The organism is Pseudomonas kurunegalensis (genome assembly GCF_030291635.1).
Classification (GTDB): domain Bacteria; phylum Pseudomonadota; class Gammaproteobacteria; order Pseudomonadales; family Pseudomonadaceae; genus Aquipseudomonas; species Aquipseudomonas monteilii.
The window spans coordinates 3,346,352-3,359,003 of sequence record NZ_CP127871.1; the positions used below are offsets into that span (position 1 = coordinate 3,346,352).

The following is a 12,652-nucleotide window of genomic DNA, read 5'->3' on the forward strand; positions in this document are numbered from 1 at the left end:
AAGGAATTTTGCTCCATGACTCTCGAATTCATCGGCCTCATCGGCCCCCAGGAAGGCAGCGAATCCCAGGCCCCGCGCGGCCCGCTGGTAGACCTGGAATTCATCAAGGCGTTCTCCCAGGCCCAGGAATACGGCGGTTTCGACAAAGCGCTGCTGGCCGTCAACACCAGCGCGCCGGACTCGATGATCCTGGCCAGCTACGTGGCCGCGCTCACCGAGCGCATCGGCCTGCTGGTGGCCCACCGCCCTGGCTTTCAGGCACCGACCTTCGCCGCCCGCCAGTTCGCCACCCTCGACCAGCTCAGCCGTGGCCGCGCCTCGATCAACGTGATCACCGGCGGCGACAGCGGCGACCTGCAGCGCGATGGCGACTTTCTCGACAAGGACGCCCGCTACGCCCGCACCGACGAGTACCTGGAGGTGCTGCGCAGCACCTGGACCCAGACCGAACCCTTCGACCACCAGGGTGAGCATTACCGGGTGGAAGACAACCTGACCCTGGTCAAGCCGGTGGGCAAGCTGCCGATCTACTTCTCCGGCGCCTCCGACGCCGCCGTGGAGGTCGCGGCCAAGCACGCCGACGTGTACATGATGTGGGGCGAGCCGCTGGAGCAGGTGCGCGAGCGGATTGCCAAGGTCCGCAAGGCCGCCGCCCGCTACGGGCGCGAGAAGCACATCCGCTTCAGCCTGTCGCTGCGCCCGATCCTCGGCGCCACCGAGGACGAAGCCTGGGCCCGCGCCGAGCGCATTCTGGCCGACGCCAAGCAGCGTATCGGCATCCGCCAGGGCAATCGCCGCGAGAAGAACTTCGGCAAGAGCAACGTGGGTTCCGAACGGCTGGTGCAGCTGGCCGGCAAGGTGCACGATACCCGGTTGTGGACCGAGATCGCCGCGCTCGGCGGGGGCGCGGGCAACTCCACCTCGCTGGTGGGCACGCCGGATCAGGTGGCCGAGGCTGCGCACGCGTATTACGAGCTGGGGGTGAGTACCTTCTTGTTCCGGGGGTTCGATCAGTTGCGCGATGCGGTGGAGTATGGGCAGGAGTTGATTCCGCGGATCAAGGCGCTGGTTGCGCTGCGGGAGGGTGAGCGTAGCGCCCGTACGGCCTAGATTTTCATAACGGCAACGGCCCCTTCGCGGGGCAAGCCCGCTCCCACGAAAAGCACGACCGTTGTGCATCGCGTGGGAGCGGGCTTGCCCCGCAAAGGGGCCTTTTCATGTTGTCGCCGATTAAATGAACAGCACATCGTAAAATACTACTTACGCATTTAGACAAATGAATATAATCATTAAATTACATAATTAACTTAGAACAAAACAGCCTTTCACAACCCCCGTAAAGACCATTAAGTTCTGTAAACCGACCCCGACCTGGCGGAGGCAAATGGATTCGTGCCAACCGTCGTCGGGCCTCGCCATGCGTCCGCCTGCCCTGTTGCGCACATCCGAACCCAACTTCTCGGAGACCGCGACATGGGATTGTCCCGTAGAGATCTGATCGCCCGCCTCGCCGCCATCGGCGGCTATTCGGCGGCACTGGCCGCGCTGGGGCAGAACGCCCTGGCCGCCACCTTCGAACCCCTGCAACTGGCCGCCAACGGTGGCAACGGCAAGCGCGTGGTAATTGTCGGCGCCGGTATTTCCGGGCTGGTGTCGGCCTACGAGCTGCGCAAGGCAGGCTTCAACGTGACCGTGCTGGAGGCCCGCGAGCGGGTCGGCGGCCGGGTCTGGACCCTGCGTCAGGGCGACCGCATCGAACACAACGACGGCACCACGCAGCGCGTGGAGTTCGACCAGGGCCAGTTCTTCAACGCCGGCGCCGCGCGCCTGCCCAGCCATCACCTGACCATCCTGGGTTACTGCCGCGAACTGGGCGTGGAGTTGCAGGTGCTGGTCAACAGCAGCCGCAACGCCCTGGCCCAACCCGACCTTGCCCGTCCACCGCTGCTGCTGCGCCAGGCGGTCAACGACACCCGTGGGCATTTCAGCGAACTGCTGGCGCGCAGCGTCAGCCGCAACAGCCTGGATGCCGAACTCGACAGTGGCCAGCGCAAAGCGCTGCTGGACTTCCTCAAGGTCTACGGTGACCTCGACAGCCAACAGCAGTACCGCGGCTCGGTGCGCGCCGGCTACACCCGCTTCGCCGGCGCCGGCGACCAGACGCCGATCCAGCGCCAACCCGTGCCGCTCGATCAGTTGCTGGACAGCAACCTGCTACTGCCGCTGGTGTTCGACGAGATCCCCGAGTTTTCCTCGACCATGTTCCAGCCAGTGGGCGGCATGGACCAGATCCCCAAGGCCTTCTACCGCCAGGTCCAGGACAGCGTACGCCTGGGCGCCGAGGTGCTCGGGGTCGAAACCGGCGACACCGGCGCCAAGGTAGTGTGGCGTGATCGCAAGAGCGGCCAGCAGCACGTCGAACAGGCCGACTACGCCATCGTTACCCTGCCCTTGCCGCTGCTGGCCAAGTTGCCGAACAACTTCGACGCGCCGTTCAAGCAGGCCATCGCCAGCGCCGAAGGCGACAAGGCCAACAAGGTGGCCTGGCAGTCGCCGCGGTTCTGGGAAACGGATTTTCAGATCTACGGCGGCCTCAGCTACATCAACCACGAGGCGCGCACCCTGTGGTACCCCAGTGATCGCCTCAACAGCGCCCAGGGCGTGCTGGTGGCCACCTACAACACCGGTGGTGTGGCCCAGCAGTTCGCCGCCAAGCCATTGGCCGCGCAGATTGCCTCGTCGCGCCAGGCGGTGGAATCGCTGCACCCCGGTCACAGCCAGAAACTCGGCCGGCCGGTGGTGGTGAACTGGTCGAAGATCCCCTTCAGCGAGGCGCCTTGGATCGTCCACGACGAAGTCGCCCAGCCCGGCTACGACCGGCTCAACCAGCCCCAGGGCCGTACCTGGCTCGCCAGTGACGCCCTGGCCCATGGCGGGGTGGGCATCTGGCAGAACAGCGCCGCCGAATCTGCCCGCCGCGTGGTCAGCCTGATCGCCCAACACGCCAGCCAGACCACCCGCGGCGCTGCCGCCTGACCCTGAAGGAATTCTACCCATGCCTCGTCTTCTTCTACTTGCCGGAGTGCTCATGTCCCTGACCCTCAACGCCCACGCCGACGGCATCAAACGCGTCGCGCCACCTGGCTCGAACTTCCCCATCTCGCAACTGGTCACGGTGCCGGCCGGCAGCCAGCTGACCTTCATCAGTGGCACCCTGCCGGATGTAGCAGACCCCAAGGCGCCCAAGGGCAGCGTCGCGGCCCTGGGTAATACCGAAACACAGGCCCGTTCGGTGCTGAAAAAACTGCGCGCAGCCTTGCAGAGCCAAGGCCTGGACCTGGGCGACATCGTCCAGTTGCGGGTGTTCCTGGTGGGCGATCCGGCCAACGGCGGCAACCTCGACTTCGCCGGACTGCAAGCGGCCTACACCGAGTTCTTCGCCACCGCCGATCAACCCCACACCCCGACCCGCACCGCCGTGCAGGTGGTGGCCCTGCCGTTGCCGGGCGCGCTGGTGGAAATCGACGCGATCGCGGCCAAGGCGCCCTGAGCGCGCCACCCCGCCCAACAAGGAACTGCGTGCATGAAGCAAGTGTTTACCTCTGCCTCGTTACTCCCCGTGGCCCTCGCCGCAGGGCTGCAAACCACCCCGACACTGGCCGATGAGCCCAGTGCCCAGGCCCTGGGCACGGTGATCGTCACCGGCAACCGTGGCGCCGAGAAGCGCACCGTCACCACAAGCCCCGTGCCGATCGACGTGATCAGCGCCAAGCAATTGCAGGAGACCGGCAAGCCCGGCCTGATGGAAGCCCTGAGCGCCAGCGCGCCCTCGCTCACCCTGCCGGAAAAGACAGGCTGGGACGCCAGCGGCATGGCCCGCGCGCCGAACCTGCGCGGGCTCAATGCCGCCCAGGTGCTGGTGCTGGTCAACGGCAAGCGCCGCCACACCAGTGCCACCCTGAACATCAGCGGCATCAACGCCGGTGCTGCGCCCAGCGACCTGGACCTGATTCCCATCAGCGCCATCGACCATGTCGAGGTGCTGCGCGACGGCGCCGCTGCGCAGTATGGCTCGGACGCCATCGCCGGGGTGATCAACGTGATCCTCAAGGCCGATACCAGCGGTACCGCCGTGACGACTGCCGGCCAGGGCTACGACGGCAAGAAGCAGACCGTGCAGCAAAGCCTGAACAAGGGCTTCGAGATCGGCCGTGACGGCATCCTGCAACTGGCGCTGGATGCGCGCAGCCAGAATGACGACAACAAGGCCAGCGCCAACGGCTACAGCCAGGCCGAAGCGCTGGACCGCGCCGGCAAGGTCACCTACGGCGGCTACGGCACGCCGAAGATCAACCTGCTGACCCTGGGCTACAACGCCGAGCTGCCGCTCGAAGACGACCTGACCCTGTACTCGTTCAGCACCTGGTCCTACCGCAAGGCCGAACAAGGCCAGAACTTCCGCCTGCCGACCATCGCCAACACCGTTACCACCGGCCCCAACGGGCGTCCGTCCGGCTACACGCCCACCTGGTACATCGAAGAGTACGACTACCAGGCCGCGTTCGGCGCCAAGGGCCTGGCCGGGGAATGGAACTGGGACCTGTCGAGCACCTACGGACGCAACGAAGCCGCCCAGGGCACCTGGAACAACCAGAACCCGTCGCTGGGCGAGGCAACGCCCAATCACTTCGAGTCCGGCACCTGGGTCAGCTCGCAACTGACCAGCAACCTGGACCTGCACCGCAGCTTCGAGGTGGGGCTGAGCAATCCGCTGGACTTCTCGTGGGGCCTTGAACAGCGCCGCGACACCTACCAGGTGCAAGCCGGCGACTGGGCCAGCTGGGCCGACGGCGGTTACTGCCCCACCCCAGGCAACTGCGCCGCCTCCGGCGCACAGGTGACCAACGGCATCTCCCCGGCCGAGGCCACCAGCGCCAGCCGCAACAGCTACGCCGGCTACCTGGATGTGGGCTTCAACCCGTTGCCACAGTGGTACTGGGGCGCGGCTGTGCGCTACGAGCACTACGACCGCGGCATCGGCGCCACCCGCAGCGGCAAGCTCACCACCCGCTACGAGTTCACCCCGGAACTGGCACTGCGGGCTACGGTAAGCAACGGCTTCCGTGCTCCATCGCTGGCCAACAGCCTGTTCAGCGCGCGCTCCACCACCTACGGGGTGGTCAATGGCGTGTATCAGTCGATCAACTACGGCGTACTGCCGGTGGACTCGGCGGCGGCCAAGGCGTTGGGAGCCGAAGCGCTCAAACCTGAAAAATCCACCAACTACAGCCTCGGCCTGACCTGGCAACCCACCGACCGCCTGGCCTTCACCGCCGATGCCTACCTGATCAACGTCCGCGACCGCATCACCCTCACCGGCACCCTGCTCGGCCCGGAAGTCACTCAGGCGTTGCTGGACAACGGCATCGACTCGACCTCCGGCGGGCAGTACTTCACCAACGGCGCCGACACCCGCACCAAGGGCCTGGACCTGGTGGGCAGCTACGACCAGGATCTAGGCAGCGCCGGCACTGTGAAGTGGACCGCAGCGTTCAACTGGAACGACACCGAGATCCTCGATTACAAGCAAAGCGTGAACATTCTCGGCGCCCCCTACACGCTGATGGACCGCCAGGCCCGCAACCTGCTCACCGAGGTGCAGCCGCACACCAAGCTGATCCTGGGCGGCAACTGGCGGCTGGACCGCTACCGGGTCAACCTGGGGCTGACCCGCTATGGTTCGTGGCGCGAGGTCAACGCCGCCAACGACCGCTCACTGGACCGCGAGTACAAGGCGCGCTGGATCACCGACCTGGATGTGGGCTACCAGCTGACCAAGGACCTGGAGCTGGCAGTGGGTGCGCGCAACCTGTTCGATGTGTACCCCGAGCGCCAGGCGCCGAGCAGCAAGACCATGGTCAAGGGGTATGGGGTTTACTCGCCGTATGGTTTTACTGGGGGGTATTACTTTGGGCGGGTGACGTACAACTTCTGAAAAGGGGGCTGCGTTGCAGCCCCGGCGATCTACCGGCTAAACCGCGGAATCGACAGCCCCAGGCTCTCGCGCAAGGTGCTGCCTTCATACGCCGTGCGATACACCCCACGCTCCTGCAACAGCGGCACCACCTCCTTGGTAAAGCGACGGAACTGCCCCGGATGCCCTATATAAATGTTGAACCCGTCCAAAGCCCGCGCCTCGAACCATTCGGCCATCTTCGCCGCCACCGTCTGCGCGGAACCTACGAACGCGCCGGGACGCAACTGGCGACCGAATTCCACCGCCTGGCGCAGGCTGAAGCCTTTGTCCCGGGCCTGGTCGGCGATGCGCTTGGCATTGGTGAAGAAGCTGCTGCGGGCATACTCCAGGCTCTCTTGCGGGAATGGGGCGTCAAGCTCGTACTGGCTGAAGTCGTGCCAGCCGAAATTGCGCCCGAACTCCTTGAGCGCCAGCTCGAAGCTGTGATCGGCCTGGTGATAGTGCCGTTCGATCTCACGGGCGTGCTCGTCGGTGTCCCCTACGTAGATCTCCGCGCCCGGCAGCACCAGCAACTGCTCCGGATCACGCCCCAGGCGCGCCGCGCGGCCTTTGACGTCACGGTAGAAGGCCTGGCCCTGCTCGATGCTGGCGGCATGGGTGAACACCACATCGGCGGTGGCCGCGCCCAGGTCGCGGCCCTGCTCGGAGTCGCCGGCCTGGAAGATCACAGGCTGGCCCTGGGGCGAGCGCTGGATGTTCAGCGGCCCCACCACCGAAAAATGCTCGCCCTTGTGGCTCAGCCCATGCAGCTTGCCAGGGTCGAGGAAGCGGCCGCTGGCGCGGTCGCGGGGGAAGGCGTCGTCCTCGTAGGAGTGCCACAGCCCCTGTACCACTTGCACATGCTCCTGGGCCCGGGCGTAGCGGGTGTCGTAGTCGTAGTGCTCGTCCAGCCCGTAGTTGCCGGCGGTGCCGGCATCACCACTGGTGACCACGTTCCAGCCGGCCCGGCCCTTGCTGATCAGGTCCAGCGAGGCGAGCCTGCGGGCAACGTTGTAAGGGGCGTTGTAGGAGGTGGTGAGGGTTCCGACCAGGCCGATATGGCGGGTGCTCACGGCCAGGGCCGACAGCAGGGTCAGCGGCTCCAGGCGGTTGAGGTAGTGCGAGGGGGAGCCAGGGGTGATGAACTGGCTGTCGACGATGAACATCAGGTCGAACAGCGCAGCCTCGGCCTGGCGGGCGATGTCGATGTACCAGTCGATGTTGACGCTGGCGTCCGCCGGCAGTTCGGGGTCCAGCCACAGGTTGTGCCGGCCGGGGCCGCCGCAGCCCATGGTCAGGGCGCCGAGTTTGATTTTGCGTTGGGTCATGGGGGTGGTCCTTCGAAATCGGTGGGAGCCCCTTCGCGGGTAAACCCGCTCCCACAGGGATTGTGGATGCCTGTGGGAGCGGGTTTACCCGCGAAGAAGCCGGTGAAGATCTTCAGTGCTGGCTGACGCTCGGCTGCTCGATAGCCGCACCAAACGAGGTGTCGAACAGGCTGCTGGCCGGATACGCCTGGATCAGCCCGAGCCCGGCGAAGAAGTCCACGGTCTTTTGCGCATCGACAATCACCTGCGGGTTCAGCGGTGCAAGGTCAGTGCGCGCACGGGCGAACCAGGCGCGGGCGATGTCGCGGTCGGCGCGGGTGCGCTTGGCCCAGGCGTCGGCGTAGGCCTCGGTGTGGGCCGGGTCGCTCAGGGTCCAGTCGCGGGCTTTTTTCAGCCGTTGCAGAAAGTCGGCGATCTGCGCGCGCTTGGCGTCCACCGCCTTGGCGTTGGCCACCACGAAGCTCTGCGCCGGGATCACGCCTTCGGCAGTGGCCAGTACGCGGGCGCCCTGGCGTTCTTGCTGGGTAACGTAGGGCTCCCAGGTGGCGATCACGTCCACCGAGCCGCCGTCCAGGGCGTGGGAAGCGTCCAGCGCGCTGAGGTAACGCAGCTCCAACGCATCACGCGGTACGCCGGCCTTGTCCAGGGCGCTGAACAACAGTTGCTGGCTCCACGAACCCTTCCAGATCGCCGCGCGCTTGCCACGCAGGTCTTGCAGGCTATGGATCGACGAATCCTTGCGCGCCAGAATCGCCACCCCTTCGAGGTTCTGGCGGCTGACCGCGATCACCTTGATCGGCGCGCCCAAGGCGCCCAGAAACAAGGGCGGCGCATCGCCCAGCAGGCCAATGTCGAGGCTGCCGACGTTGAGCGCCTCGGCCACGGGGGAACCTGCGGTGAACTGCTTCCACTCCAGCTCATAAGGCAGGTTGTCGAGTACCCCGGCCGCTTCCATCACCGCGCGGGCATTGTAGCTCTGGTCGCCAACGACCAAGGTCTGGGCGGCGGCGGCAAGGCTGAAGGTGGTGGCCAGCACAGTGGCGGCCAGTTGCTTGAAGTAACGCACGGGGGTCTCCAGATGCCCGCTTGGGGCATGTCAGGGCCGATCCGCAGGTGCGGTCTCGTGGCAACGGGTTTATATCTTTTAAGTCTTACTTGATCTATTTTTATAATCTATAGATCAATAAAGCCGCTGTGAAATGCGCTTTGGGCATAACCTCATGCCTTCGGCGTGATGGGATTTGAAAGCAGAAACGCTCATCTGTAAATGCATTATTTGCATATTAGCTTATGATTATTTTGCATTTTGAGAATAGAAACAGGCTTTGCTAGGGTGATATGAAACCTGAACACCGAGCCTGAACCATGAGCCATAACCCGGAACGCCTGCGCCACTTCATCGACAGCCTGGCCGAGTTGCTCGAACAGCAGCCCGACGAAGCTACCCTTCTCGACCGCGGCCAGGGCCTGCTGGCCAGCCTGGTCGCGCAGGACGACTGGCTACCAGACGACCTCGCCCAGCCCGACCCGCAGCGCTACCAGCAGTACCTGTTGCACTGCGACTCACGCCAACGCTTTTCGGTGGTGAGCTTCGTCTGGGGGCCGGGGCAGCGCACGCCCATCCACGATCACCGGGTGTGGGGGCTGATCGGCATGCTGCGCGGTGCCGAATATTCCCAAGACTTCACCCGCGACGCCCGGGGCGCACTGCAGCCCAGCGGCGCACCGGTGCGCCTGGCGCCAGGTCAGGTGGAGGCCGTGTCGCCGCGCATTGGTGATATTCACCAGGTCAGCAATGCCTTCAGTGATCAGGTGTCGATCAGCATCCACGTCTACGGCGGCAACATCGGCGCGGTCAAGCGCGCGGTGTACGCCGAGGACGGCAGCGAAAAAGCGTTCATTTCCGGCTATTCCAATACCCGCCTGCCCAACATCTGGGACCTGTCCAAAGAGAACCCTGCCCCATGAGCACAGTCACTACCCGCCGTTACCAAGACATCCGCCGCGCCCTGCTGGCCCGCGAGGAACTGGCCCTGATCGATGTGCGCGAAGAGGACCCGTTCGCCCAGGAGCACCCGCTGTTCGCTGCCAACGTGGCGCTGTCGAAACTGGAGCTGGAAATCTTCGCCCGTGTGCCGCGACGTGACGCCGCCATCACCGTCTACGACGATGGCGAAGGCCTGGCCGCCGTGGCAGCGCAGCGCCTGCTCGCGCTGGGCTACAGCGACGTGGCCGTGCTCGACGGCGGCCTGGCCGGCTGGCGCGCGGCAGGCGGTGAGCTGTTCCGTGACGTCAACGTCCCCAGCAAAGCCTTCGGCGAGTTGGTCGAGAGCGTGCGCCACACCCCTTCGCTGGCCGCCGAGCAGGTGCAGGCGCTGCTCGATGATAAGGCAAACGTGGTGGTGCTCGACGCCCGGCGCTTCGACGAATACCAGACCATGAGCATCCCCGGTGGCATCAGCGTGCCTGGCGCCGAATTGGTGCTGCGGGTGGCCGAGCTGGCGCCGAACCCGGCCACCCAGGTGATCGTCAACTGCGCCGGCCGCACCCGCAGCATCATCGGCACCCAGTCGCTGGTCAACGCCGGCATCCCTAACCCGGTGGCCGCCCTGCGCAACGGCACCATCGGCTGGACCCTGGCCGGGCAGCAGTTGGCTCACGGCCAGGACAAGACCTTCGCCCAGGTGAGCGCCGGCACCCGCGCCAACGCCGCCCGCCAGGCTCGCGCGGTGGCCGACCGCGCCGGCGTGCTGCGCCTGGAGCGCGCCGGGTTTGATACCTGGCAGGCCGACGCTAGCCGTACCACTTACCTGTTCGATGTGCGGACGCCCGAAGAATACGTTGCAGGCCATCTGCCCGGCAGCCGCAGCGTGCCCGGCGGGCAGCTGGTGCAGGAAACCGACCACGTCGCCAGCGTGCGCGGCGCGCGCATCGTGCTGGTGGACGACGATGGCGTGCGCGCCAACATGAGCGCGTCGTGGCTGGCGCAGATGGGCTGGCAGGTGGCGGTGCTGGACGGGCTGTCGGCGGCAGATTTCAGCGCCGCCGGCGATTGGCAAGCGCCGCTGCCGGAGCTACCCAAGGCCAATGAGATCGGTGTCGAACAGCTGCAAGGCTGGCTGCAGGAAGACGGCACCGTGGTGCTGGATTTCACCACCAGCGCCAACTACGTCAAGCGTCATATCCCCGGTGCGCACTGGGCGATTCGCGCGCAACTGGCCGAAACCCTGGAACGGGTGCCGCAGGCCAGTCGCTACGTACTGACGTGCGGCACCAGCCTGCTGGCACGCTTCGCCGCGCGTGACCTGCAGGCCCTCACCCGCACGCCCGTTTACCTGCTCGAAGGCGGCACCACGCGCTGGATCGCTGCCGGGCAACCGCTGGAAACCGGCGAAACGCAGCTTGCCGTTCCCCGCAGCGATCGCTACCGGCGCCCCTACGAGGGTACGGACAATCCTCGCGAGGCGATGCAGGGGTATCTGGACTGGGAGTTTGGTCTGATTGCGCAACTCGAGCGCGATGGCACCCATGGGTTCAAGGTGCTCTGAACCTGAACGCAGGGGTTCACGACAAACCGGTGCCGACCTGCACACCTTCACGCTCTGACGTACGCACGCGCCATGCTGAACCGAGGCCATCGGTTTCTATCCAGTATTGAGGGCCGTAAAACCAGGCTTCGCTTGCATTACTGGAAATCGATGGCTCGGGAACGTGCATCTTCGGCATTCGCTACTTGGTTTCGCAGCGGTTTTAGCCAGACAAGGGGCGGATTTTATCGCTACTGACCGGTAGTTTCCGGCCGGTAGTCGCACGCGGTGCTGACGCTGTTCGCCCCGAGCATGATGGGAACCTTTCAATCCGCCTACCCTGCCTCCCTGTCAAAGGCGTAATCCTTGAAAGCTAACTACCCGATCCCATGGGAGCACCGTACGTGCCTATCGACTTCAGACCCGCTCAAGCCTCGGACGCGCAGGATATTGCGCGCTTCTTTCAACTGACATCGGAAGGCATGGCCGATTACATCTGGAGCAAGCTTGCCGCACCTGGAGAAGCATTGCTGAGTGTCGGTGCGTCTCGCTATGCCAGGGAACAGGGCGACTTTTCGTACAAGAACTGCCTGATGGCCACTTACGAAGGGCGCGTCATCGGCATGATGCACAGCTATGCCTTGCGCGAGACCCCTGACAGGCCGGTCGAGACAGACCCGGTCCTCGCGCCGTATTCCGACATGGAAATACCCGACACCTTGTACATATCCAGCCTGGCCCTGGATGAGGCCTGGCGCAGCCAGGGGCTGGGCGTCCAGTTTCTTCGCCACGCCCAGCAGCGTGCGGAGGACGCTGGCCTGGATGGGCTATGCCTGATCGATTATGCAGAAAACCACGGTGCACGCCGCTTCTATGAACGTCACGGTTTTCAAATTGTTAAAACCTGCCAGATCGTTCCGCACCCGATGCTGGGCGTAACCGGTGAGGCCTATTTAATGTATCGCCCTAACCACAACGTGCTCGAGAAAAAACCATGAACAAGAAACTGACCGTGTTCCGCGAACTGGACATTCAACCGGTGCGCGACCTTCCCTTTTTTGAAGAAGTCGTGGAAGGCACCCCGCATACGCTGACGTCCAAGTACTATCACGATGAACAGCAAGGTCGCATTTCCGGAGAGTGGGAAGCCAGCACCGGAGCGTGGCGCATCGACTACAAGGTTTGGGAGTTCTGCCATGTGCTGAGTGGACGCTGCGTCATCGAGCTCGAGGGCTGCGCCCCCATCACACTGGCCGCTGGCGACACGTTCATTATCGAACCGGGCGCCAAGGGCAAATGGACCGTGCTGGAAGACATGAAAAAGAACTTCGTGATCCTCTTGCCCGCGAACTAGGCACGGGGTCACGTTTCGAAGCGCCCTCGAAACGCAGATCTCACCTATTCGGTGACTTTCCCTCGCGGGTCGTCAATGTGCTGTTTGGCCACATCGTAACGAATGCCCTCTCTATCCAGGATGCGGACGTTTTTCACAACCGTGGCCAGAGCCGTGAGGAAAGACTCCGAGTTTTCATGGCGCTCGTAAGCTTCTTCATCCGCCCAACCTTCAGTCAAATGGAAATTGTTCGGGTTGCTCAGATCCTGCGCAAATGCGTAGTAAATGCAGCCTGGCAGTTTCTGGGCCGCCAGCATCTCGGGGATCACCGCGTCGATGAAGGTCTGGCGGTCATCGGGATGAACGCGGTAGTACGCACTTACGAGAATCTTGGTCGGCAGGGTCTTGTCGTGGTCGGATGCAGCTGCTGGATGAACGTTTTGCATAT

Annotated in this window: 11 protein-coding genes; 8 read left to right on the plus strand and 3 right to left on the minus strand. The window is 64.5% G+C overall.

Annotation, left to right across the window (positions count from 1 at the left end):
* Positions 1-15 precede the first annotated feature (15 nt).
* From QQ992_RS15040 to QQ992_RS15055, 4 genes are all read left to right on the plus strand, one after another.
* A complete protein-coding gene (locus QQ992_RS15040; RefSeq protein ID WP_119370261.1) occupies positions 16-1,110 on the plus strand; it encodes an LLM class flavin-dependent oxidoreductase in 1,095 nt (364 codons plus the stop codon).
* Positions 1,111-1,473: 363 nt separating this feature from the next.
* Positions 1,474-3,036: an NAD(P)/FAD-dependent oxidoreductase gene (locus QQ992_RS15045; RefSeq protein WP_286110113.1), complete on the plus strand. Its 1,563-nt coding sequence runs from the start codon at positions 1,474-1,476 to the stop codon at positions 3,034-3,036.
* A 19-nt stretch (positions 3,037-3,055) separates the two neighbouring features.
* A complete protein-coding gene (locus QQ992_RS15050; RefSeq protein WP_286110114.1) occupies positions 3,056-3,550 on the plus strand; it encodes a RidA family protein in 495 nt (164 codons plus the stop codon).
* 33 nt (positions 3,551-3,583) lie between these two features.
* Positions 3,584-5,995 carry a TonB-dependent receptor plug domain-containing protein gene (locus QQ992_RS15055; RefSeq protein WP_286110115.1) on the plus strand — a complete coding sequence of 804 codons (2,412 nt, stop codon included), beginning with the start codon at positions 3,584-3,586 and terminating at the stop codon, positions 5,993-5,995.
* Positions 5,996-6,024: 29 nt separating this feature from the next.
* Here QQ992_RS15055 and QQ992_RS15060 read toward each other — a convergent pair whose 3' ends face one another.
* Both QQ992_RS15060 and QQ992_RS15065 read right to left on the minus strand, forming a co-directional pair.
* Positions 6,025-7,344, minus strand: coding sequence for an LLM class flavin-dependent oxidoreductase (locus QQ992_RS15060; protein ID WP_286110116.1), 1,320 nt, complete (start codon positions 7,342-7,344; stop codon positions 6,025-6,027).
* 112 nt (positions 7,345-7,456) lie between these two features.
* Positions 7,457-8,410 (minus strand): ABC transporter substrate-binding protein, encoded by a 954-nt coding sequence (locus QQ992_RS15065; RefSeq protein ID WP_105948627.1) that lies wholly within the window; start codon positions 8,408-8,410, stop codon positions 7,457-7,459.
* 299 nt (positions 8,411-8,709) lie between these two features.
* Between QQ992_RS15065 and QQ992_RS15070 the strand changes: the two genes are divergently transcribed.
* The 4 genes from QQ992_RS15070 (at position 8,710) to QQ992_RS15085 (ending at position 12,225) form a co-directional block, all read left to right on the plus strand.
* Positions 8,710-9,312, plus strand: coding sequence for a cysteine dioxygenase family protein (locus QQ992_RS15070; RefSeq protein WP_286110117.1), 603 nt, complete (start codon positions 8,710-8,712; stop codon positions 9,310-9,312).
* A complete protein-coding gene (locus QQ992_RS15075) occupies positions 9,309-10,892 on the plus strand; it encodes a rhodanese-related sulfurtransferase (RefSeq protein ID WP_286110118.1) in 1,584 nt (527 codons plus the stop codon). The genes QQ992_RS15070 and QQ992_RS15075 overlap by 4 nt, the downstream gene beginning before the upstream one ends.
* A gap of 368 nt (positions 10,893-11,260) precedes the next feature.
* Entirely contained in the window at positions 11,261-11,869 is a 609-nt protein-coding gene (locus QQ992_RS15080) for a GNAT family N-acetyltransferase (RefSeq protein WP_286110119.1), read from the plus strand.
* The gene (locus QQ992_RS15085) at positions 11,866-12,225 is read left to right on the plus strand and encodes a cupin domain-containing protein (protein ID WP_110742004.1); all 360 of its coding nucleotides are present in this window, start codon (positions 11,866-11,868) and stop codon (positions 12,223-12,225) included. Before QQ992_RS15080 ends, QQ992_RS15085 begins: the two co-directional genes overlap by 4 nt.
* Positions 12,226-12,269: 44 nt before the next feature.
* Here the strand turns inward: QQ992_RS15085 and QQ992_RS15090 are convergent, their stop codons facing one another.
* On the minus strand, positions 12,270-12,650 hold the full coding sequence (locus tag QQ992_RS15090; RefSeq protein WP_286110120.1) for a putative quinol monooxygenase: 381 nt from the start codon (positions 12,648-12,650) through the stop codon (positions 12,270-12,272).
* Positions 12,651-12,652: the final 2 nt, after the last annotated feature.

Excerpts from the sequence above, each read along its gene's own strand:
- QQ992_RS15080 (WP_286110119.1), top strand. The coding sequence starts at position 11,261 with ATGGGAGCACCGTACGTGCCTATCGACTTCAGACCCGCTCAAGCCTCG.
- QQ992_RS15070 (WP_286110117.1), top strand. The coding sequence starts at position 8,710 with ATGAGCCATAACCCGGAACGCCTGCGCCACTTCATCGACAGCCTGGCC.
- QQ992_RS15085 (WP_110742004.1), top strand. The coding sequence starts at position 11,866 with ATGAACAAGAAACTGACCGTGTTCCGCGAACTGGACATTCAACCGGTG.
- QQ992_RS15040 (WP_119370261.1), top strand. The coding sequence starts at position 16 with ATGACTCTCGAATTCATCGGCCTCATCGGCCCCCAGGAAGGCAGCGAA.
- QQ992_RS15075 (WP_286110118.1), top strand. The coding sequence starts at position 9,309 with ATGAGCACAGTCACTACCCGCCGTTACCAAGACATCCGCCGCGCCCTG.
- QQ992_RS15045 (WP_286110113.1), top strand. The coding sequence starts at position 1,474 with ATGGGATTGTCCCGTAGAGATCTGATCGCCCGCCTCGCCGCCATCGGC.
- QQ992_RS15060 (WP_286110116.1), bottom strand. The coding sequence starts at position 7,344 with ATGACCCAACGCAAAATCAAACTCGGCGCCCTGACCATGGGCTGCGGC.
- QQ992_RS15090 (WP_286110120.1), bottom strand. The coding sequence starts at position 12,650 with ATGCAAAACGTTCATCCAGCAGCTGCATCCGACCACGACAAGACCCTG.
- QQ992_RS15055 (WP_286110115.1), top strand. The coding sequence starts at position 3,584 with ATGAAGCAAGTGTTTACCTCTGCCTCGTTACTCCCCGTGGCCCTCGCC.
- QQ992_RS15050 (WP_286110114.1), top strand. The coding sequence starts at position 3,056 with ATGCCTCGTCTTCTTCTACTTGCCGGAGTGCTCATGTCCCTGACCCTC.